This window comes from Paraburkholderia sp. RAU6.4a (assembly GCF_050435625.1).
Taxonomy (GTDB): Bacteria; Pseudomonadota; Gammaproteobacteria; order Burkholderiales; family Burkholderiaceae; genus Paraburkholderia; species Paraburkholderia tuberum.
Genome location: NZ_JBNDKQ010000001.1, coordinates 309114 through 330658 on the forward strand (window position 1 = coordinate 309114; position 21545 = coordinate 330658).

The following is a 21545-nucleotide window of genomic DNA, read 5'->3' on the forward strand; positions in this document are numbered from 1 at the left end:
CATCGCGTCGGCAGCCCTCGCACGCGACACGCAGTCCATGCGTGATGTCCGCGACCTGTGCGCGCGCCTCATCGAATTGCTGAGGAAGGGTTGAGAGCAGTCTATTGCTCAACCAACCAGGGTCTCGCGGCCAGCGATTTGCCGACGTCATGAACGAATCGCCGGCAAACGCCGTCGTGCATCACATGCGCCCACGGCGATGAACAGAATCCGGGTAGCCGCGACAATCGCCGGTCTCCCAGGTATGGCTGCGCGGGTTGCGCAGCCATACGGGGTTATTTCGAAAGCTGGGTCGGGACTTGCGTCGACGCTTGTGTCGGAAGTTGCGGAATCTGTGGAAGCTGTGGAGGTTGCGGAAGCTGCGGTCCACCCTGTGAAAGCTGCTTCGTGGACGGTTGCCCGGCGGACGCTGGCTGCTGCGACGGCAATTGCTGCGGCAGATTGCTTTGCGCAAGCACGGATGTGCTGGTAAGGAAGGCGAACAGTACAAGGAAGGTCTTTTTCATTTCAATTCTCTACAGTTGGTTGTCTTGGTTTTGACGCGAATAGCAGCCGCGAGCCGTATCAACGCGCGGCCAAGGTTGCCTTGTAACGCCAGGACGCTGTTGCGGTACTGAAGTCGACGGGGCTACCCGACGCTACGTTGTCTGACGGGAGGAAAGCCGACGAACTAGTCACCCCGCCGTAGTTGTTGAACGCTTGCCGCTGGGCTTCCACGCGGGCTAACACCGCCTGAAAGTCCATTGCATGTTGTGTATTGGCGCCCGTGTGGTCATGGTAGCCGACCGTTTGACGCTGAACCGGTTGCACAGCCGCTTGCTCATAGGTTTGGGGACCGCTGCTGCTAGCGAATGCGGCGGTCGAGAAGGACAAGATCGACGCGACAACAGGGACGGGGATGAAGGTCTTCGACTTTGGCATGATCAGACTCAATATCGAGCGTCGGATTCAGGAGACGCGGTGTTTGGGGAACAACGGTCTGGCGAGGCATGAGTGCTGTTTGCCAGTTCGTTGGTGCCAGTCTAGTCATTTACGGTCGGCTTACAAGCATCTACGGGGCAACGGATAGTTGCCGTCGCTGCAAGCTTGTAGCCGATTGCGCTGAAGCAGTGTGTGCTTCTTTAGTGTGTCCGGAGGCAAGGGCGGTGCGGACTGTCTGAATGACACGCAGCAATTCGCTTCGACTGTATCCGCTGGTCGTTACACAAACGAGATCAGCCGTCGAGCATGCGCGCTTCCATCGCCGTTCGTCGACAAGACGCTACGTGGGTATCGGAATACGTCCGCTTGCTGTTCTTATGTCAGCGATTCGCGATTCACGCAAACCGTGTATTGAAGATCTCGCAACTCATAATTGCGCGCGTCGAATGGCGGCGCGCTTTGCTTATACTGCGTCCACACGAAACAGGCTTCGTTTTTACGCAGGAATACTTATGGCACACCAACTTACGCTCCACGCCGGTTCATCGAACACGGACGTCATTCACGACATCGTTCAGCACGCGTTGCGCAGCGCTGCTACGGCCTCCACCACGAATGGAGCTATCGATGTGCTTGGTCAGGCGCTACTCGAGGTCGAGCGCCTCGCCGCGCACCCGAGCGTCCTGACGCACTGAGCCCGCTGCGCGTCTGCGAACTGGCCGGGAGTCGGACCGGCAGCGCAGCGCACGGCGTACCGCCGATGGCGGATGCAGCGCGGTTCGATCTTTGGAATCAATATTGACTTAGCGAGCGAATGTGATAATATTATCACATAGTGGCCCGTCCGCGAAGTTGCTGTAGGCGAGTCGCCGCAATGCCAGCGCACGCTGAATCAACCGTGGAGATGTCACCCATGACTGCTCAACCAGACCTGAACGATTCGCTGCATCGGCGGCAGGAATGACGCGCCGATCGCGCTTCTTTTTCGCCTTGCTGTGCTCGTTCCCGCTTGTTGCGACGGTCTGCGGTTGTTCCACGACCGTGATGCCCACGCCGCGCGTCATCGCGATTGTCGTTCCCGCGATGCCAGCACCGGCAATGATGTCGCCGCCCGATCCGATGGCGCGTCCATTGTGGATCGAAGTCACCGGGCAACCCGGCGGCCAATCGCAGACAGGCACCAGCAAACCGGCGACGCCGCAAGACCCGTCGCGCCAGCACGGTGACGACAGGCGTACCCACAGCGCGGCTAGCGGCGCGACGCCGATCTGACGGATGCGCCGCGCGGCGACCCGGCATCGCCGGCTCCTGCGGTTAAGACAAACACTTCCGCCGATGCTTCGGCTCAACGACGAAAGCCACTCGATCACTCGCCCAGTGGGGGCGCTTATGACTGTATACCATCGTCAATCTCTGTTTTGGGGCGCCGTTGCGTTAGCGGCCGGCGTGTTGCTATGGAACCTGCGTGCCGTTCTCACGCCGTTTCTGCTCGGTGCGCTCGTCGCATACATTTTGCAGCCGGGCGTGGAGTGGCTGGTACGCCATCGCGTTCCGCGCGGCCTTGCGGCGCTGGTGATGATGTCTTTGTTTGCTCTGTCCGTCGCACTCGTCATGCTGCTCATGTGCGTAGTTGTCCAGAAGGAAGGGCCGGAACTCATCAGGCAAATTCCAGTTATCGTCGCAAAACTCGATGGATGGCTGAAGCCGCGTCTGGCTTTTCTGGGACTGGATTATTCGCTCGATGTCACGAATATCCGCGAGGTGCTGGCGGCCCGTCTCAAAGCGGACGGGCAGGGCGCGATGCTTGCCGTATGGCAGTACCTGCGCACCAGCAGCAACGTGATGATCAATGTCGTGAGCAATGCGGTGCTGCTGCCACTCGTCCTGTTCTATCTGCTCTATGACAGGCACGAGGCGTTCGCGCGCATGGCGAGCTTCGTGCCGCGGCGCTGGCTCGGCAAGACACGGGAATTCGTCGGAGAGATCGATTGCATGATGTCGCAGTACCTGCGCGGGCAACTGCTGGTGATTGCGGTGCTCGCGGTGTTCTACCCGACTGTGCTGACGATTGCAGGGTTGGATCTGGCGGTGCCCGTCGGCCTGTTTAGCGCGCTTGCGGTATTCGTTCCCTACATCGGCTTTGCGACCGGCCTCGCGTTCGCGCTCCTCGCGGCGCTGCTGCAATTCGGTGACTGGTATGGCCTCGCCGTGGTGGTCGCGGTGTATGGCGTCGGCCAGATTCTTGAAAGCTTTGTGCTGACGCCGAGACTGGTTGGCGAGCGCATCGGCCTTCATCCGCTCGCGGTCATCTTTGCGTTGCTGGCGTTTGGGCGGCTGTTCGGATTCTTCGGCGTGCTGCTCGCGTTGCCGGTCAGCGCCATCCTCGCATCGGCATTGCGGGAACTGCGCCACCGCTATCTCGCGAGTGCGCTTTACCAGGGCTGACCGGCATCGCGATCGCCCGATTCGATGTCCGGGCACCTGCCCCGCCTACCCACCAACCCGACACCGCACCGAGCGGCCGCACCTGCGATGGCGCGGAAACGCCGGGCTAGTTGCACTGTCACGGCAAGGTCGGAGCATCGGGAACGGTGGGCAGTGGACGTCGCGCGATCCGCTCGGCCTCTACACGTGTGAGACCGAACGCCTGCAACACAATGGCGGCGGTTCGCTGGGCAAACTTCTCCTCCTTCGAGCGAAGCACCTTTCGCGCACGAACGGTCCGCTTCGACGAGATGGCCAGTTGCAGTTCGGCGGCAATTCCCGCGAGCACCGTGCCAATCACGGTGATAACGGACATGAACCGGTCCGCGATCACAAAACGCCTTTCTGAAATGCCCTTCTCGCTATCGCGCAGCAGGCGCAGGCCGAGACCCCTGCTGAGCAGGCGCGACGACAAACCTTCGCGAATGAGAAGTTGCCCCCAAACTGGCTCGCGGTAGGCCCGCAGGAGCGTGTGACGGACTGAGACGGCGATCACTTCCGCTGGATCGGACAACCCCGCGGCGAGGCGATCGAGCGTATCCGCAAATTCCTCGAACAGCCATTCGATGAGCGCCGTGAAGATGCCTTCCTTGGATTCGAAGTGGTTATAGAAGGAGCCGAACCCGACGTCGGCTGCCTCGGTGATTTCGTTAATCGTGACGGAGCTCAAACCCTTGGCCGCGACCAGTTTCAGCGCAGCGTCGAGCAGGCGCGCGCGCGTCTCGCGTTTGCGACGGGCACCGCGCGGATAGCTTCGATTGATCGGGTCGCGGGACGCACTTGGCGCCTTGAGAGAGCGTCCGCGGCTCGCGCGCGGTTTGGGGGCTTGTGGCATGTCGGCTCCGTAGTCGTGGTTATTCGATGTCTGGATTCTAGATTTTTATGTCATAGTTGACAATATGCTCAGTATTGGGTCTAATCTCATCCTAGCCGCCGACAACCGGACGTACGAAGGACCCAACGATGCCGACGGAGCGAAAAAATTCCGTTAGCGGTCGATCCCAAGTCCTCGGCCGGAACTGACAGACCAGCAGATCACCGGGCGGTACGCATGAACGGGCGCTGCCCCACGTACTGGTTGCGTGGAGGCACATCGAGATGGCAAGTACCGACATGCACGTCGATAAGTAGGACTAACGTATCAACGAAGCTTGTTTTATGCGTCCGCGCTGATAGCGAACCGTGCTTGCTGGCACTCGGGTTTGCACGGCATCGGGAAACTTTCTTACCTGGGTTATCACCCGTCTTGTGAACATCGTGAAACATTCCGGCCCTATCGCGCAGGCGCCTGCGCGTCGCTTCTTACCTTCCCTCGTCCAATCTCCGCAGTGCGCACGCATGGTGCTTGCGGCTTGCTGCGCGGTCATGCTCGCGGCATGCCACCAGCGCGAAGCCGCCGCTCCAGAGCCGAAGCCCGTGGTCGCCCTGGCCGTCCACGCTGACGGGCGCACGGCAAGTGCGTCGCTGCCGGCTCAGGTGCAGGCGCGCTACTCCACGGCGCTTTCGTTCAGAGTGGGCGGCAAGATCATCGAACGGCGCGTTCGCCTCGGCGACGCCGTCAAGGCGGGGCAGGTTGTTGCGCTGCTCGACCCGACCGATCTGCGCAGTAACCTGGCCAACGCGCGAGCGCAGCTCGATGCCGCCGAACACCGGTTCGTCTACGCGAAGCAGCAGCTCGATCGCGATCAGGCGCAGGCGCAGGCAAACCTGATTGCACCGGCGCAGCTCGAACAGACGCAGGACGCGTACGCATCCGCTGTTGCGCAGCGCGACTCGGCGCTCGCCCAGATGGCGCTCGCCTCGGACAATCTGCGCTATGCGACGCTGACTGCGGACCACGACGGCGTGATTACCTCGGAGGACGCCGACACGGGCCAGAACGTTCAGGCAACCCAATCCATCTATCACCTCGACTGGACGGGCGACGTAGACATCGTCTGCGACGCGCCCGAGCGCACGCTGAGCTCGCTGACAGTCGGCAGCATGGCGCGCGTAACGCTGCCGGCGCTACCCGGCAAGACCTTCGAGGCCCGCGTGCGCGAGGTGTCGCCTAGCGCTGATCCGCAAAGCCGCACCTGGCGCGTCAAGCTCACCCTGAACGCGCCCAGCCCTGCAGTGCGCCTCGGCATGACGGCCACCGTTGCGTTCGATGTCGTCGGTGACGCGTCGGGCGCACAGCCGTTCACTGTGCCGGTGACGGCGCTCTTTCATCAGGGCGAGAAACCTGCTGTCTGGGTGGTGCGTACCGGCACCGACACACTCGAGCTGCGTCCTGTGACGGTGCAGCGATACGACGAGCGCACGGTCTCCATCGCATCGGGCCTCCGCGACGGCGACCGCGTCGTGGTGCAGGGCGTACACGCCGTTAGCACGGGCCAGCACGTGCAGGTGGTGGCGCCCCTGCATCGGGAGGATTTCCCGTCATGAACTCCCGTGACCAAGAACCCGTGCGCGAGAGCGCGCCTGTCCCGTCTTCCGGTGCAGACAAATCTGGCGAAGGCAGCTTCAATCTTTCCGCCTGGGCGCTGCGTCATCAGCAGCTCGTGATCTTTCTGATCGGGCTCGCCACGCTTTTCGGCGTGATCGGCTATACGCAACTCGCGCAGTCGGAAGATCCGCCGTTCACCTTCCGCACGATGGTGATCAAGACCTACTGGCCTGGTGCGACTGCGCGCGAGGTGCAGGAACAGATCACGGACCGGATCGGCCGCCAGCTACAGGCCGCGCCGAACATCGACTACATCAAGAGCTACTCGCGGCCTGGCGAGTCGATGATCTTCTTCGCCATGAAGGACTCCGCGCCCGTCAAGGAAGTGCCGGACACCTGGTATCAGGTGCGCAAGAAGGTCGGCGACATTGCCGCGACGCTGCCGAAGGGAACCGTCGGCCCGTTTTTCAACGACGAATTCGGTGACGTCTACACCAACATCTATGCGCTTGAAGGCGACGGCTTTTCGCCGGCGCAACTGCACGACTACGCTGACAAGCTGCGCACAGTCCTGCTGCGCGTACCCGGTGTGGCGAAGGTCGACTATTTTGGCGACCCCGATCAGCACATCTTCGTCGAGATATCGAATGCACAGCTCACGCGGCTTTCGATCACGCCGCAACAGCTCGCGCAGGCGATCGACGCACAGAATGCCGTGGCGCCCGTCGGCACCATCACGACCGCGGACGACCGCGTGTTCGTGCGGCCGAGCGGCGCGCTCAAGGATGTGCAGGCGCTCTCCGACATGCTGATCACCATCAACAAGCGCACGTTCCGGCTGGGCGACATCGCGAAGATCACACGCGGTTATGACGACCCGCCGGCGACCCAGATGCGCGTCGGCGGCCAGGCGGTGCTCGGCATCGGCGTGACGATGCAAAAGGGCGGCGACGTGATCGACCTCGGCAAGGCGCTCGACGCAAAAGCCGCCGAACTGCAGGCCACGCTGCCGGCGGGTCTGAAACTCGCGGCGGTTTCGAGCATGCCGCACGCGGTCAAGCACTCGGTGGATGAGTTCGTGAGATCGGTTGGCGAAGCGGTGGCGATCGTGCTGGTCGTGAGCCTCGTCTCGCTCGGCTTGCGCACCGGCATGGTCGTCGTGATCACGATTCCGATCGTGCTGGCGGTGACGGCGCTTTGCATGCACATGTTCAATATCGGGTTGGACAAGGTTTCGCTCGGTACGCTCGTGCTCGCGCTGGGTCTGCTCGTCGACGACGCGATCATCGCCGTCGAAATGATGGCGGTGAAGCTGGAGCAAGGCTGGAGCCGGGCGCGCTCGGCAGCGTTCGCGTATACCAGCACGGCATTCCCGATGCTCACAGGCACGCTCGTCACCGTATGCGGCTTCCTGCCGATTGCGCTCGCCAAATCGAGCACGGGCGAATACACGCGTTCGATCTTCGAAGTGTCGGCCATCGCGCTGATCGTTTCGTGGTTCGCGGCCGTCGTGCTGGTGCCGTTGCTGGGTTATCACCTGCTGCCGGAACGCAAGCCTGAACCCGGCGGTGCGCACCATGATCCGCATGAAATCGGCAACACCGGCTTCTACCGGCGCCTGTCGGGATGGGTTGCGTGGTGCGTCGAGCGTCGCTGGGTCGTGCTCGGCATCACCGTCGTGCTTTTCGCGATTTCCATGCTGGCCTTCACGCGCGTGCCGCAGCAGTTCTTCCCGAACTCGGAACGGCCGGAACTGCTGGTCGATCTGCGATTGCCGGAAGGCGCCTCGTTCGAAGCGACGCTGCGTGAAGCGAAGCGCCTGGAAAAGGTGCTCGACGGCAAAGCCGGGATCGACCACTTCGTCGACTTCGTCGGCACCGGCGCGCCGCGTTTTTACCTGACGCTCGACCAGCAGTTGCAGCAGCCGAATTTCGCGCAGTTCGTGATTACCGCAAAAAGCGTGGAAAACCGCGAGGAACTGATGCGTTGGCTCGACGGCAAGCTCGAGAAGGATTTCTCCGGCGTGCGGGCGCGCGTCTCCCGGCTCGAGAATGGTCCGCCGGTCGGCTTCCCGATCAAGTTCCGCGTGAGCGGCGACGATATCGCGACCGTCCGATCGATTGCGCAGACGGTGTCGGACAAGGTCCGCGCCGATCCCCGCACGCGCAACGTCCAGTTCGACTGGGACGAGCCGGCGGAGCGCTCGATCTCGTTCGAGATCGATCAGAACCGCGCGCGCCAGCTTGGCGTCACGTCGGAAGACGTGTCGAACTTCCTCGCGATGACGCTATCGGGCTACACGGTGACGCAGTACCGCGAGCGCGACAAGCTGATCAACGTCGATCTGCGCGCGCCCAAGAGCGAACGTGTCAATCCGGCGCAGCTGACCAGTCTCGCGATTCCGACTCCCAACGGCCCGGTGCCGCTCGGTTCGCTCGGACACGTGCGCAATACGCTCGAGTACGGCGTCATCTGGCAACGCGACCGTCAGCCGACCATCACGGTGCAGGCGGACGTGCGCGGCGACGCGCAGGGCATCGACGTGACCCACGACATCGAACGTGCGCTCGCGGCGGAAACCGCCAGGCTGCCGGTCGGCTATCGCATTCAGGTGGGCGGCGCGGTCGAAGAAAGCGTGAAGGGCCAGACGTCGATCAATGCCGAAATGCCGTTGATGATCATCGCCGTGCTGCTGTTGTTGATGATCCAGCTCAAGAACTTCGCGCGGACCTTCATCGTCGTGCTGACGGCGCCGCTCGGCCTGATTGGCGTCGTGGCCGCGCTGCTGCTGTTCGGCAAGCCCTTCGGCTTCGTCGCGCTGCTGGGCGTGATTGCCATGTTCGGCATCATCATGCGCAACTCCGTGATTCTGGTCGACCAGATCGATCAGGATATCGCGGCAGGGCAGCCGCGCTTCGACGCGATTATCGGCGCAACGATAAGGCGTTTCAGGCCGATCATGCTGACCGCCGCCGCCGCCGTCCTCGCGCTGATTCCGCTGCTGCGCTCGGGCTTCTTCGGTCCGATGGCGACCGCACTGATGGGCGGTATCACGATTGCGACGGTACTGACCGTGTTCTTCCTGCCCGCGCTGTACGCGGCGTGCTTCAGGGTCCGGCACGACGAGCGCGGAACGCAACCGGTCGTCGCCGAGCAGATGGAGGTTTGATGATGAGCTTCGCCTACAAGACATCCGTGATGGCCGTGGCTGTGGCCATCGCACTGACGGCCTGCACGTTCGGCCCGAACGGCGCGCCCCCGGCGATGCCTTCGCCTGCACACTACGGTGCCGGGGCACAGCCGGCGAAGACCGTCGCAGCGGGCGGCGTGGCGCAGCAGTTCGATATCGGCGCAGTGGGCGTTCCGCAATGGTGGCAGCTTTACCGGTCGGACGCGCTGAGTGCACTGGTCGAGGAAGGCTTGCGCAACAGCCCCACGCTCGGGGCTGCACAGCGGACGCTCGCAGCCGCGCAGCAGGAACTGCGCGCCCAGGTCGGCGCATCGACGCTGCCTTCAATCGATGCTGCCGCACAGGTCGATCGCGGGCGTACACCGCTTGTGCCCGGCATTGGCCCCAGCGAGGTTCGCTATAACTTTTTTGCCGGACAGGTTCTCGCGTCCTACACCTTTGACCTGTTCGGTGCGACGCGTTCGGCGAATGCGGCCAGCGCCGCTCGCGTAGACGTACAGGCGTATCAACTGGAGGCGGCGCGGCGCGCGCTGGCGGCAAACATCGTCGGTACGACGATCAGCGTGGCGGCACTCGATCGCCAGATCGCGCTCACCGAACGGCTCGTCGCCGTGGCCAGGACGGCCGCGGACGAGGATCAGCACCGCTACGCACTCGGCTCGGTCTCGCGTGCACAGGCGCTTGCGTCGACGCAGGATGCGGCTTCGGCTGCGGCGAGTCTTCCTGCGTTACGCCAGCAGCGCGCCACAGCCATCCATGCGCTCGCGGTGCTGATGGGCCGCACGCCGGACAACGCCCCGGCCGTTCCCGACCTCGACAGCCTGACGTTGCCCGAACACGTGCCCGTCGTGGTGCCGTCGGACCTGCTGCGTTCGCGTCCCGACGTACAGGCAGCCGACGCCGCCGTGAAGGCCGCAGCCGCCGATGTCGGCGCTGCGACCGCGCAGCTCTTTCCGAGCCTGTCGCTGACGGCCTCGATGGGCCGCGGCGGCTTTAGCTGGCCGGCGGTGCTCTCAGGAGCGGGCGGACTCTGGGCCATTGGTGCGAGCCTGTCGCAACCGATCTTCCATGGGGGCGCGCTGTTCGCGCACCGCAAGGCGTCGATCGATGCTTACGATGCGGCGGTGCTGAACTACAAGTCCACCGTTCTGTCGGCGTTCCAGAATGTCGCGGATTCGCTTGCCGCGCTGGATAACGACGCACAGACACTCGCGTCGACTGAAGCAGCGGCACAGGCAGCGCAGGCGGGATTCGACGATACCGCGTCGCGCCGCCGCATGGGTTCGCTGCCGTCAACGGCGGAGCATGCCAGCGAGCAGCGCTTTCTCAACGCACAGATCGGCGCCGTGCGCGCGGCAAGCCAGCGCATGAACGATACCGTCGCACTGTTCCAGGCGATGGGCGAACTGCCGCCGGGCCAGCCGCAAACAGCGTCGTCGCAATGATCGCGTGTCGATGAAGACGGGAAGAGCGACCTGCCGATCAGGCCGCTCTTCCTCGACTGTACCGGCGGGTATCGGAGTAGTCGTTTCCTATCCGAAATCAGAATGCGCCCACGCACGGGAAGGTCAAGCCGGACTTCACGTGCATCGAACGCGCCAGAACTTCAGGTTGTCCAGTTCCCTGTATGGAATATAAGAAACTGATCGCCTGTCACGAGTGCGATCTGCTGTTTCGCAAGCCTCTGCTGCGGGGCGGCCAGACTGCGAGCTGCTCGCGCTGCCGTGCGGGCCTGGAAGGAACGCAGGGAGCGAGCGTACCGCTCGACCGGATTGGTGCGCTCACCGTTGCAGCTTTGATCACATTCTGTATTGCGCAGGCTTTCCCGGTTATACAACTGCAGACCAACGGTATGACGTCGGAGGCGACGCTATTCGGCGCGGTGCGCTCGTTGTGGACGGGGCACATGCGCATCGTCGCAACGATGGTCTTTTGCTCGGCGATCCTGTTTCCGCTGATCGAACTCCTCGCCCTTCTCTATGTGCTCGTTCCGCTGCGCCTTGGCAAGGTAGTACGTCATTTCAATCGAATGCTTCGCGTCGTGCAGCTCATCCGTCCATGGGGCATGGTCGAAGTGTTCATGCTCGGCGTGGTCATCACGATCGTGAAAATGGTCAGCATGGCGCAGGTGATCCCTGGGCCAGGACTGTTTGCATTCGGTGCACTCACGTTGATGTTGGCGTTTCTCGCCACTTTCGACCCGCGCGTGCTCTGGTCGACGCGGGACGAAATAAAGTTTCGACAACCCGCTGAGATCCGCTGGACCAGAGTGAAGCGCAGGTGCGCCCCGCGAGCCCCGTCGTTCTTCGGCCTGAAGCCCGCACCGGCGGCGCATATGACGGCGCGCAGCGCCGGGCTCATAGCCTGTCATACCTGTGGACTGGTGCAGAAGCACATCGCGGCGTCGTCAGAGCAGCGCTGCTCGCGGTGCGAATCGGTGCTGCACACGCGCCATCCCGATAGCGTGACGCGCACGTCGAGTCTGGTTCTTGCCGCCGCGCTCGCCTACATACCCGCGAATCTGTTGCCGATCATGCACGCGTCATCCCTCGGCCACTCGGAGGACGACACGATCCTCGGCGGCGTGGCGTACTTCTGGACTTCAGGCGACTGGCCACTCGCCGTCGTCGTGTTCGTAGCCAGCGTCGTGGTGCCGATGCTCAAACTCGCCATTCTCACGCTGCAGATCGTAGCGGCCCGTCGCAGTCCGGACTGGCAGCCGCTCGAACGCGCGAGGCTGCATCGGCTCGTCGAGTGCGTGGGCCGGTGGTCGATGCTCGATGTCTTCGTTGTCGCCCTGACGGTCGCGCTGGTGCATTTCGGTTCGTTTGCGGTTGTCACTGCCGGTCCGGGCGCGCTGGCTTTCGGCGCGGTGGTGATTCTCACCATGCTCGCGTCGCATCAATTCGATCCGCGGCTGATCTGGGACAACGTCCGCTGCGGGCCAGCGCGTGGTTCACGGCGATGAACGAATACCGTGCTAGCGGCGTCCGCACTCCTAAATAACCTCATATTTGCGAACTACTCTCCGAGCGATGCATCTTCCCACGCCACCCAGACCTGACATCAAGCCGCCAAAACGCTGGATTCCCTCCCTCATCTGGTTAGTGCCGCTCATCTGTGCGCTGATCGGTGTGGCTCTGGTAGTCAAATCCGTCACCGACAAGGGACCGACAGTGACGGTCACGTTCAGCAACGCTGAGGGCATGGAGGCGGGCAAAACGAAGGTCAAATACAAGGACGTGGAGATCGGTTCGGTACAGGCGGTCGCGCTGTCAAAGGACCTGCAGCACGTCATCGTCACGATCGAGCTGACCAAACAGGCAGAAAAATTCGCAAGCCGCGGCACGCGCTTCTGGGTGGTTCGCCCGCGCGTGGGCGCTAACGGCATCTCGGGCCTCGGTACGCTGCTCTCCGGCGCGTATATCGGTGTCGACGTCGGGCAGTCTTCGGAAAGGCAAACCGCATTTGTCGGCCTCGAAAGTCCGCCGATCGTCACGTCCGGGCAGCCGGGGCATCTATATACGCTGAGGGGCGACTCCCTGGGCTCCGTCGATATCGGCGCGCCGATCTTCTACCGTCGCATCCAGGTGGGCCAGGTGGTCGGCTTCTCGCTCGATCCGACCGGCGCGGGCGTGGTTGTCAATGTTTTCGTCAATGCCCCGTTTGACCGGTATGTCGGCACCAATACACGGTGGTGGCACGCAAGCGGTGTTGACCTCCGTCTCGATTCGAATGGATTGAAGCTCAATACACAATCTCTGGCGACGGTGGTCGTCGGAGGCCTGGCGTTCCAGTCGCCGCCGGGTCAGGACGCCGGACAACCGGCCGCTGACAAGGCGGCGTTCCGACTCGCATCGGACGAGTCGGACGCGATGCGCGAGCCCGACGGCGCGCCGCTCAATGTCGTGATGCGGTTCAACCAGTCGCTGCGCGGCCTGTCTGTCGGCGCTCCCGTCGACCTTCGAGGCATCGCGCTGGGGCAGGTGACGGACATCGGTATCGAATATAACGAAAAGGAGAAGAGTTTCAGCATGAAGGTATCGATGGCGCTGTATCCCGACCGGCTCAGCCGGCGTTCCAACGAAGCGCTACCGGCTCCGAACTCGCAGGGTGGTCATGAGTTGCTGGAAAACCTCGTCATGGAGGGAATGCGCGGTCAGTTGCGAACCGGCAACCTGCTGACAGGCCAGCTATTCGTGGCGCTCGACATGTTTCCGAAAGCGCCTCGGGCGAGCGTCGATGTTCATCGCAATCCTATTGAACTGCCGACTGTGCCTAACACCCTCGACGAACTTCAGGTGCAGATTGCCGATATTGCGAGGAAGCTGAATCAGGTGCCGTTCGACAAGATCGGAGCCAACCTTAACGGCGCACTTGAAAACGCCAACAAGCTGTTCGGGCACATGGACACAGAGATCGTTCCGCAAGCCCGCGACACACTGGCGGCCGCGCAGAAAACCTTCAGTACCGCCGAAACGACGCTCCGGCAGACCGCGCCCCTGCAGTCGGACATCCAGGATGCGATGCAGGAAATGACACGTACCCTGCAATCCCTCAATGCGCTCGCCGATTATCTGGAACGTCATCCCCAGGCGCTCCTGTTCGGCAAGAAAGGAGACCAACGGTGAAACTGATCCAATCCCGCGCGCGGCGCGCGATCGCCCGTATTGCGACCGTCATGGGTCTGGCCGCGCTGAGCGCCTGTGCTTCCCCGCCGGCCCGCTTCTATACCCTCGGCACTGACAGCGAACCGACGCGTGCAAACGTTTCGGTCAGTCCGGCCTTCCGGATCGACATGCGCACAGTGAAGGTGCCGGTTTCAGTCGCAAGGAGCCAGTTCGTCGTACACGTCGATGCGGCGCGCGTCAGGATTCTGGAAAACGAGCGCTGGGCATCGCCGCTTGCAGACGAGATCCGCAATGCGCTGCTCGCGGCCGCGACTCGACAGGCGGGCGGCCCCGACACGTACCAGCCTGGTCACGCCGAGGACGCTCGCACGTATCAGGTCTCCGTCGACGTGCAGCGTTTTGAATCGTGGCCGGGCTCACACGCGCTGCTTGACGTCACCTGGAGTGTACGCAAGTCGAACGACTCACGAACATTGACCTGCCGCAGCATAGTCAGCCAGCCCGTATCGGCCGGCTACGATGCACTCGTCAACGGCCATCGAATCGCAGTGAGAAGGATAGGCACTCAAATTGGCGAAGTGGTCCGGGAATTTTCGGCGGCGCCGTTCGAGTCCGCCGTTGCACCGGCGCGCATCCCTGCGAGTACGAGAAGTTCGGCGTTGTTATGCCCGGCTCTAGCAGGCTGAACCGATACAGGAATTGGTGCCTCACGCACCGGGATGGAAATGGAACGAAACCGCCACCGCAACTATGTGGGAACATTCAAGATCGTCGGGACCGATGCTTGCAACAGCAGCGGGAACGACGATTCCTGTTTGCGCAAGGAGCGCGAGCCGATTGCTAGCGTCGAGGCTTTAGCAGGTGATTGAGTTTAATCGCTAGCGGCCCGAGCGGGCTTCTCCGCCGGGCCGCACCCGGCTGACTTCAGGCCGATCAGACCGATGGCGCCGGACCTCTTGATTCAATCGGCGTCGACAGTCTCCTCCACGACCGGCAGCGGACGCGCTGCAATCTTCTCCGCCTCCGCGCGCTTGAGTCCGAGTGTCTGCAGCAGCATTGCTGCAGTACGCTCAGGGAAGTGCTCCCCGCTAAAGCCAAGCTCCTTGAGTACGCTTGCCGCGGGCGCACCCGGTGCGACGAAGTTCAGCTCGGCGGCGATTGCACAGAGGACCGTACCGGCTACCGCAAGAAATCCGATGAACGGGTCGGCGACCACAAAGCGCTTCGCGGCAATGCCATTCACAATGTCGCGCAGCAGCCGCTGGCCCAGTCCGCGGCTCATCGCATGCGTCGGAATAAACCCTTCACGTACCAGGAAACGTCCCCACACGGGGTCTTGCTGCGCACGCAGGACCGTATGACGCACGGCGACAGCGATCACCTCGGCCGGGTCGGAAAGGCCAGCGGCGAGGCGATCCATCATGTTAGCGAAATCCTCGAACACCTCGTCGACAAGCGTCGCGTAAATCGCCTCCTTCGATTCAAAGTGGTTGTAGAACGAGCCAAAGCCGACATCAGCGGCTTCGGTGATTTCATTGATCGCCACGCCCTCCATGCCTTTTTCGGCCATCAGCCTGAGGGCGGCGTCGAGCAGACGGGCACGCGTCTCGCGCTTGCGACGCGCACCGCGCGGCTCGCGTTGTTCGGGAATGGCAACCGGGGCGATTGGCGCCGCACGGGTAGGACGCTTTGTAGTGTTCGGCATGATGGATCCAAGCTTTGGTTATGCCTAAGTATAGATCGTAATGTCTAGGTTGACAAAACGCTCACTAATGACTTTAATGTCATTAAAGGCGACCCGAAGGCCGGCCTTACATACAAGTACAACAGACAACATCTGGAGTGACTGTGGAGACAGCAGCAAAGGACGGCGCCGCGCCGTCGAGCCGGCATGAACAGGTTCGTCCGCCGATTGGCGCATTACCGTCGGTGGTTGACGTCTTACTGGTGGGTTGCGGACCCGTCGGTGCAACGATTGCCAATCTACTGGCGCGCTACGGCGTGCATGTATTGATTGTCGACAAGTCAACCGAGGTTTCCATCGCGCGCCAGGCAATCGAGCTGGATAACGACGCGCTGCGCATCCTTCAGCTTGCGGGCATTGGGGAGTACCGTGCGCAGCCCGAGGAATCGCAGATCCAGCCGAAAAAAACAACTAGAAGAGGTGTGTTTGTCAAAGGCCGCTCGCCGACGAAGCTTGTGCGCGGCGCAGTCATTGGGCAGGGGCGGGTACGTGGTTCGGATGGCAAGGCGCGTCCGAGCGACGAGGTGTTCGGGCAGGGCCTGGTGCTGATTGGATTTGGCACAGATGCCCGAGCCTCGCTTGATTCTTCTGAGGCAGCAGCTTTCGCGCGTGCCGGCGGAAGCACTGTGCAGATCGCACACCGTGGAGAGCGGCTGCATCTCGCTCGGCATGACAGCTGGGAGGACCTCGACGGTGTGTTCCTTCCGCGTCTCGTACCGGTTGGTTGGGCCGCCGTGGTGCGGCCCGACAAGACCGTCGTTCACGATGGCCCGGCGACCGATGCGTCTCGGCTCGTGCGCGAGAGTCTTTCCTTGCTCGGTCAGCACTGCTGGGTCATGCAGTGATCGCGAAGCCGCATGCCGTCTCGAAACCCCATTCACACCGTGTGATCTCTTATCGCCATGAACCTGACCACTGTACAACCAGCCCGTCACCCCGATCCTACGACGAAAGCGTCGGCATTGGCCTATCTGATATTCGACCGGCCAGATCTCGAGAAAGCCGAGCAGTTTCTCAGTGACTTCGGGCTCCGAACGGTATCGCGCGGTGAAGCGCTCCTGCTGCTGCGGGGAACGGGTGCTTCACACTTCTGCTATGTCGTCCGGAAGGCCTCGAAATCCCGGTTCGTTGGTTTTGGGCTACAGGTCGACAACAGGGCCGAGCTTGATGCACTTGCAAAACTGCCGGGCGCCTCGGACGTCGAACGCTCGCCCCTGCCCGGCGGCGGCTATACGGTACGGCTGACCGATCCTTCAGGCTTTCGCGTCGACGCGATATGGGGCCAGCAGCCAGCTTCGACGTTGTTTCATCGGCCACCCTTGCCGTTCAACTCCGTGGATGCGACGGTCCGGATCAACGGCACGCAGCGACCGCCCGAAGGCGCGCCGGAAATTATCCGGCTCGGACACGTCGTGCTCGAACTCGTTGACTATCAGGAAACCTGCGCGTGGTATACGCGGCATTTCGGCTTCATCCCCAGCGATGTGCAGGTGCTTTCCCGATGGTTCGCCCGCCGTCGCGTTCATGCGGCTCGATCGCGGCGACAAGCCAGCCGATCACCATACGCTCGCGCTTGCACAAGGCTTCGTGCCCACCTACAGCCATAGCGCGTACGAAGTCGTTGACGCCGACGCGGTTGGCATGGGCCAACGCATTCTGCGCGACGAAGGTTGGACGCACGCGTGGGGGATCGGCCGGCATAAGCTGGGCAGCCAGATCTTCGATTACTGGCAAGACCCATGGGGCGACAAGCACGAGCACTATTGCGACGGCGACCTCTTTACGGCGGACGCGCCGACGGGTGTCCATGCGGTGAGCCGCGAGGCGATGGCCCAATGGGGACCGACGATGCCACGCAGCTTCACGAAGCCCAGGTTCACACCCGCGAGCGTCGTGGCACTTTTCAGAAACCTGCGCCGCAGCCCCGACCTGACGTTGAGCAAGCTGCGCACGTTGGCGAAGCTTTTCGCCTGAACCACCCCACTTTCATAGAATCCGGAGATCGATAAATGGCACTTCACGTTCTGCATTACCTTCATGATGGCCGCGCCCAGTGGGGCGTAGTCGCCAATGGCGCCATCACGCCGATTCATGGCGAATTCAAGTCGACCGCCGAGTTTATTGAAGCCAATCCCGTCGAACGGCTGGCGGTACTGGACGGTTCTCCGATTCCCGAATCGGATGTGCAATGGCTGTCACCCGTGACGGCCAACCAGCAGTTCATCTGTCAGGGCGCGAATTATCGCCAGCATATGATCGACTCCGGCATGGACCCGGACGTGAAGAAATTCAACATGATCTTCACGAAGGCGACGAGCTGCATCGTTCCTGCCGACTCGCCCCTCGCGAAGCCCAGGGAGGTGCAGTTCCTCGACTACGAGATCGAACTCGGTCTGGTGCTCAAACGCGACGTCACCTCCCGCGAAACGGTCACCGACGAGAACCTGCATGAGTACATTGCTGGCGCCGTGATCGTCAACGACTACTCCGCGCGCGATATCCAGATTCCGCAGATGCAGTTCTACAAGGGCAAGAGCTACCGCACGTTTGGCCCTGTCGGCCCTTACCTTTGCCTCCTTGAGAAACATGATATTCCGAAGTTGAAAGAGCTCGTGCTGACACTGACGGTCAATGGAACTGTCCGCCAGAATGACACGACTGCGGGTCTCGTCTATGGACCGGCAGAGACCTTGACGGAGCTTTCCGGCGTGCATGATCTGCGCATCGGTGACCTGCTCGCGACGGGCACGCCATCTGGCTGTGCACTGAGCATTCCGTCGCCCGAAAAGCAACGCGCCGCGGCGCAGCTGCCTGAAGCGGAAAAATGGCGTCTTTTCCTGAAGATGCAGGCGGACAGGCCGCAGTACCTGAAGGTGGGGGACGTCGTGGAGGCGCATATCGTCAGCCACGATCGCTCGATCAATCTGGGCGTCCAGCATAACGTCGTTGTGGAAGAGGCAGCATGAAAGGCATCGCAAACGTAGACGAAGTCCTTGCCATGGAAACGCAAGGGCTGCCGGCGGATCTCCCGTCGAGCACCTACGAGATGATCTGCCGGGGCGCGGCGATTAATCCATCGGCACCGGCACTTTCGTTCTTTGCAACGGCCGACGACTATCGGAACGCCGAGTGCTGGACGTATAGTGAACTCGTCCGAGATATCACGCGCACCGCGAACATGTTCTCGCGCCTCGGAGTACAACGCGACTCAGTCGTCGCATATGTTCTACCCAACCTCCCTGAAACGCACTTCGTGATCTGGGGTGGGGAGGCCGCCGGAATTGTCTGCGCGATCAATCCATTGCTTGAGCAGGAAGCCATCGGCCAACTCCTCAACGCTGCAGGCGCCAGCGTGCTGGTAACGCTGGCGCCGTTTCCCGGAACTGATCTTTGGCAAAAGGTACAAGCGGTGCTGCACAAGGTTTCTTCGCTGAAGGATCTGGTGCTCGTGAATCTGGCCGAACGTGTGACGGGTTCAAAACAGTCCGCGACGCGGATGCTGCAGCGTAACGAGTGCTCAAGGCTGCACGGCGAGGGCGGCGTGCGGGGCGCGGTTCCTGCGCATATCGAGATCCACGACTTCGGCGTTGCCATCGCGCAGGAGTCGGGAACGGCACTTCAAGGCGCGCGGCACTTTGGCGCCGACGACGTGTCGTCGTACTTCTGTACGGGCGGGACGACCGGCCTGCCGAAAATTGCGATGCGCCGCCACGGCAATGAGGTGGCTAATGCCTGGAGCACGGGTCAATTCTTCGGCGACAGCGTCGGGCCAGGCAAGACGCTTTTCTGCGGACTGCCACTCTTCCACGTGAATGCCGTCATGGCAACGGGTCTCCTGCCTTTTTCCAAAGGCGCCCAGGTCGTGCTCGGCACGCCACAAGGCTATCGCGGCGATGGCGTTGTCAAACGTTTCTGGGAAATCGTCGAGCATCACCGCATCAATTTCTTCAGCGGTGTCCCGACGCTTTATGCGGCGTTACTCGATATTCCAGTCGGCGAGCACGATGTGAGTTCGCTGGAGTACGGACTGTGCGGTGCGGCTCCCATGCCGGTCGAAGTTTTCCGGACTTTTCAGGAAAGGACGCGCATCCGGATTCTCGAGGGCTATGGCCTGACCGAGGGGACCTGCGTGAGCAGCGCCAACCCGCCGCTGGGGGAGCGCAGGCTGGGCTCAATTGGGCTGCGCATTCCGGGCCAGGCGATGAAAGCCGTCATCGTCGACGCTGACGGGCGATATGTACGGGATTGCGAGATCGATGAGGTCGGCCTGCTGACTATTTCCGGCCCGAACATTTTCCTCGGGTATATCGTGCCCGAGCAGAACAAGGGGCTCTGGCTGGACCTCGGCGATGGCAGGTGCTGGCTCAATACCGGCGACCTCGGTCGATGCGATGTCGATGGTTATTTCTGGCTTACTGGTCGCAAAAAGGAAGTGATCATTCGTGGCGGTCACAACATCGATCCGGCAGCGATCGAGGAACCGCTCTATCGCCATCCCGCCGTCAAGATCGCGGCGGCGGTCGGTCGTCCCGATGCACACGCCGGGGAGTTGCCGATTGCCTATGTCCAGCTCAAACCGGGTGCAACCGCGACTGAGGACGAACTCGCCGAGTTCGTGCGACTCGAGATAGGCGAGCGCGCGGCACTGCCTAAACGGATCAGAATCCTGGATGCGATGCCGTTGACAGGCGTGGGCAAGATTTTCAAGCCGGGGCTGAAACAGCGCGAAACGGTAGACGCGTTACAGTCGGCACTCGTGGAGGCTGGCGTCGAGGGAGCAACCGTTAGGATCATTGAAGATACTTCGCGCGGGCTTTCGCTTCACGTCGAACTTCCCGACCCCGCGCTCGAAGCAGTGGCGACTTCCGCGCTCGGGCGCTTTCCGTTCGCATTTTCGCTTTCGGTTGCCGCGAGGCCATCGCGGAGCGAGCAATGTTGATGTACCAGCGGCGATAGAGACGCACAGCAGGTCAAGGTGATAGGAGCCTGACATCAGCGGGGGCGTTCAGTCCCGCGCACGCGGCTCGATGCGGCGTTTCAAACGCCAGTGTCATAAGTTAAACGCTCGCGTCGGTTTAGAGGAAAGAGGATGAATACTGCTTCAGAAAGGTCCTTGCGCTCGCTTGTTGAAAAATGGCTCGGGCCAATATCGGCGACTGCGTGGTAAGGATAACGCGAAAGCGTATTTCCACATAACGTGTACGAGGCAGTAGCGGTGTTCTAAGCATTCGTGCCTATTTCATGTCATTTAGTAAAACTACCTAATCAGACATAACCGGCGGACCCGATAAGCGGTCGAAGCCTATGAGGAACGACGCAACGACCCCAGACGGAGCGCCGCATCGGTTCCACAGGAAGCACCACGGGTTCACAAAAATGCCCGGGCAACGAGACAGGAGAAGACACGTGAGGAATTACCGACGAATGATCAGCTCTGCCGGTATGGCGGCTTGCCTCTGCTCGGCTGCGCTGACCGACAATGCAAACGCCCAGTCGGCGGGAAGCATTACGCTGTCCACAGGATGGCTTCACATCGCGCCACAGGGCGACGCAACGCCACTCACCGTGGAGAGTATTGGCGGCGAAACGGTAAATCGCCAGCTAGCCGGTAGCGGGGCGCATGCGACGTCAACGAATACGGTGGGAATTACCACCGAGTACTACGTCACGGACAACATTGGCGTCGCGATGCTTCTGGGACTGCCATTGACAGTAAATCTGGTTGGCGATGGGACGCTGGAGAAGTATGGCAACCTCGGCTCGACGAGGCCAATGCCGCCCGCCATCGAACTTCGATACCACCTGTTTTCGGCCGGCTCGAAATTCCGTCCATTCATCGGTTTGGGTGTGAACTATACGTGGTTCACCCAGGTTCGGACAACCAATAGCCAGTTTGTCACTGATAGCGTTGGTCCAGGTGGTTCGGCACACGCAACACTCAGTTCATCGTGGAATCCGGTATTCGAGATCGGGGCAAGTTACGCCATTACACAGCACTGGTCTGTCGGAACCTCTGTGAACTATATGCCGGTGAAGACCAACCTTACGTTAGACGGACACACCGCGACTGGAACGCAGATCGTTTCCAAATCGACGCTCCGGCTCGATCCCCTGAGCGTCTTCCTGAACGTCGCCTACACGTTCTAG

17 protein-coding genes and 1 pseudogene are annotated in these 21545 nt (G+C 61.8%); 13 read left to right on the forward strand and 5 right to left on the reverse strand.

All coding sequences use genetic code 11. The annotated features are described in order from the left end of the window. Positions 1 to 275: 275 nt before the first annotated feature. Together OKW40_RS01385 and OKW40_RS01390 are read right to left on the reverse strand one after the other, a co-directional pair. Positions 276 to 506 (reverse strand): hypothetical protein, encoded by a 231-nt coding sequence (locus OKW40_RS01385; protein WP_184059279.1) that lies wholly within the window; start codon positions 504 to 506, stop codon positions 276 to 278. 58 nt (positions 507 to 564) lie between these two features. After that, entirely contained in the window at positions 565 to 921 is a 357-nt protein-coding gene (locus OKW40_RS01390) for a hypothetical protein (protein WP_429487798.1), read from the reverse strand. Positions 922 to 1433: 512 nt separating this feature from the next. On the opposite strand from OKW40_RS01390, the gene OKW40_RS01395 reads away from it, so the two are divergent. Next, on the forward strand, positions 1434 to 1616 hold the full coding sequence (locus OKW40_RS01395; protein WP_090811799.1) for a hypothetical protein: 183 nt from the start codon (positions 1434 to 1436) through the stop codon (positions 1614 to 1616). Between the two features lie 108 nt (positions 1617 to 1724). On the opposite strand, the gene OKW40_RS01400 is transcribed toward OKW40_RS01395, so the two are convergent. Beyond that, positions 1725 to 2069, reverse strand: a complete 345-nt coding sequence (locus tag OKW40_RS01400) for a hypothetical protein (RefSeq protein WP_429487800.1) — start codon at positions 2067 to 2069, stop codon at positions 1725 to 1727. Between the two features lie 241 nt (positions 2070 to 2310). Between OKW40_RS01400 and OKW40_RS01405 the strand changes: the two genes are divergently transcribed. Beyond that, positions 2311 to 3366 (forward strand): AI-2E family transporter, encoded by a 1056-nt coding sequence (locus tag OKW40_RS01405; RefSeq protein ID WP_429488458.1) that lies wholly within the window; start codon positions 2311 to 2313, stop codon positions 3364 to 3366. A gap of 118 nt (positions 3367 to 3484) precedes the next feature. Here the strand turns inward: OKW40_RS01405 and OKW40_RS01410 are convergent, their stop codons facing one another. Then, a complete protein-coding gene (locus OKW40_RS01410) occupies positions 3485 to 4240 on the reverse strand; it encodes a TetR/AcrR family transcriptional regulator (RefSeq protein ID WP_429354785.1) in 756 nt (251 codons plus the stop codon). Between the two features lie 503 nt (positions 4241 to 4743). Between OKW40_RS01410 and OKW40_RS01415 the strand changes: the two genes are divergently transcribed. The 6 genes from OKW40_RS01415 (at position 4744) to OKW40_RS01440 (ending at position 14340) form a co-directional block, all read left to right on the forward strand. After that, a complete protein-coding gene (locus OKW40_RS01415) occupies positions 4744 to 5832 on the forward strand; it encodes an efflux RND transporter periplasmic adaptor subunit (protein WP_184059261.1) in 1089 nt (362 codons plus the stop codon). Beyond that, positions 5829 to 9002 (forward strand): efflux RND transporter permease subunit, encoded by a 3174-nt coding sequence (locus OKW40_RS01420; protein ID WP_429487802.1) that lies wholly within the window; start codon positions 5829 to 5831, stop codon positions 9000 to 9002. Before OKW40_RS01415 ends, OKW40_RS01420 begins: the two co-directional genes overlap by 4 nt. Before the next feature lie 2 nt (positions 9003 to 9004). Beyond that, on the forward strand, positions 9005 to 10468 hold the full coding sequence (locus tag OKW40_RS01425; protein ID WP_429488459.1) for an efflux transporter outer membrane subunit: 1464 nt from the start codon (positions 9005 to 9007) through the stop codon (positions 10466 to 10468). A 182-nt stretch (positions 10469 to 10650) separates the two neighbouring features. Next, positions 10651 to 11991 (forward strand): paraquat-inducible protein A, encoded by a 1341-nt coding sequence (locus tag OKW40_RS01430; protein ID WP_429487804.1) that lies wholly within the window; start codon positions 10651 to 10653, stop codon positions 11989 to 11991. A 67-nt stretch (positions 11992 to 12058) separates the two neighbouring features. After that, positions 12059 to 13654 (forward strand): intermembrane transport protein PqiB, encoded by a 1596-nt coding sequence (locus OKW40_RS01435; protein WP_429487806.1) that lies wholly within the window; start codon positions 12059 to 12061, stop codon positions 13652 to 13654. Continuing rightward, the gene (locus OKW40_RS01440; protein WP_429487807.1) at positions 13651 to 14340 is read left to right on the forward strand and encodes a PqiC family protein; all 690 of its coding nucleotides are present in this window, start codon (positions 13651 to 13653) and stop codon (positions 14338 to 14340) included. The genes OKW40_RS01435 and OKW40_RS01440 overlap by 4 nt, the downstream gene beginning before the upstream one ends. A 275-nt stretch (positions 14341 to 14615) precedes the next feature. On the opposite strand, the gene OKW40_RS01445 is transcribed toward OKW40_RS01440, so the two are convergent. Continuing rightward, positions 14616 to 15359, reverse strand: a complete 744-nt coding sequence (locus OKW40_RS01445) for a TetR/AcrR family transcriptional regulator (RefSeq protein ID WP_429487809.1) — start codon at positions 15357 to 15359, stop codon at positions 14616 to 14618. 143 nt (positions 15360 to 15502) lie between these two features. Here OKW40_RS01445 and OKW40_RS01450 point away from each other — a divergent pair, with 143 nt between their 5' ends. The 5 genes and pseudogenes from OKW40_RS01450 to OKW40_RS01470 all read left to right on the forward strand — a co-directional run bounded on the left by OKW40_RS01450 (position 15503) and on the right by OKW40_RS01470 (position 21545). Next, the gene (locus OKW40_RS01450; RefSeq protein WP_429487811.1) at positions 15503 to 16243 is read left to right on the forward strand and encodes an FAD-dependent monooxygenase; all 741 of its coding nucleotides are present in this window, start codon (positions 15503 to 15505) and stop codon (positions 16241 to 16243) included. A 57-nt stretch (positions 16244 to 16300) separates the two neighbouring features. Then, positions 16301 to 17372 (forward strand): annotated as a pseudogene (locus OKW40_RS01455) (VOC family protein). Between the two features lie 35 nt (positions 17373 to 17407). Beyond that, complete coding sequence (locus tag OKW40_RS01460; RefSeq protein ID WP_429487813.1) at positions 17408 to 18364, forward strand: fumarylacetoacetate hydrolase family protein; 957 nt, start codon at positions 17408 to 17410, stop codon at positions 18362 to 18364. Further along, a complete protein-coding gene (locus tag OKW40_RS01465; protein ID WP_429487815.1) occupies positions 18361 to 20337 on the forward strand; it encodes an acyl-CoA synthetase in 1977 nt (658 codons plus the stop codon). The genes OKW40_RS01460 and OKW40_RS01465 overlap by 4 nt, the downstream gene beginning before the upstream one ends. A gap of 485 nt (positions 20338 to 20822) precedes the next feature. Beyond that, complete coding sequence (locus tag OKW40_RS01470; protein WP_184059123.1) at positions 20823 to 21545, forward strand: OmpW/AlkL family protein; 723 nt, start codon at positions 20823 to 20825, stop codon at positions 21543 to 21545.

Coding starts and splice junctions, on each gene's coding strand:
- OKW40_RS01465 (WP_429487815.1), top strand. CDS start 18,361: ATGAAAGGCATCGCAAACGTAGACGAAGTCCTTGCCATGGAAACGCAA.
- OKW40_RS01445 (WP_429487809.1), bottom strand. CDS start 15,359: ATGCCGAACACTACAAAGCGTCCTACCCGTGCGGCGCCAATCGCCCCG.
- OKW40_RS01390 (WP_429487798.1), bottom strand. CDS start 921: ATGCCAAAGTCGAAGACCTTCATCCCCGTCCCTGTTGTCGCGTCGATC.
- OKW40_RS01385 (WP_184059279.1), bottom strand. CDS start 506: ATGAAAAAGACCTTCCTTGTACTGTTCGCCTTCCTTACCAGCACATCC.
- OKW40_RS01430 (WP_429487804.1), top strand. CDS start 10,651: ATGGAATATAAGAAACTGATCGCCTGTCACGAGTGCGATCTGCTGTTT.
- OKW40_RS01405 (WP_429488458.1), top strand. CDS start 2,311: ATGACTGTATACCATCGTCAATCTCTGTTTTGGGGCGCCGTTGCGTTA.
- OKW40_RS01460 (WP_429487813.1), top strand. CDS start 17,408: ATGGCACTTCACGTTCTGCATTACCTTCATGATGGCCGCGCCCAGTGG.
- OKW40_RS01435 (WP_429487806.1), top strand. CDS start 12,059: ATGCATCTTCCCACGCCACCCAGACCTGACATCAAGCCGCCAAAACGC.
- OKW40_RS01425 (WP_429488459.1), top strand. CDS start 9,005: ATGAGCTTCGCCTACAAGACATCCGTGATGGCCGTGGCTGTGGCCATC.
- OKW40_RS01415 (WP_184059261.1), top strand. CDS start 4,744: ATGGTGCTTGCGGCTTGCTGCGCGGTCATGCTCGCGGCATGCCACCAG.
- OKW40_RS01470 (WP_184059123.1), top strand. CDS start 20,823: ATGATCAGCTCTGCCGGTATGGCGGCTTGCCTCTGCTCGGCTGCGCTG.
- OKW40_RS01420 (WP_429487802.1), top strand. CDS start 5,829: ATGAACTCCCGTGACCAAGAACCCGTGCGCGAGAGCGCGCCTGTCCCG.
- OKW40_RS01395 (WP_090811799.1), top strand. CDS start 1,434: ATGGCACACCAACTTACGCTCCACGCCGGTTCATCGAACACGGACGTC.
- OKW40_RS01410 (WP_429354785.1), bottom strand. CDS start 4,240: ATGCCACAAGCCCCCAAACCGCGCGCGAGCCGCGGACGCTCTCTCAAG.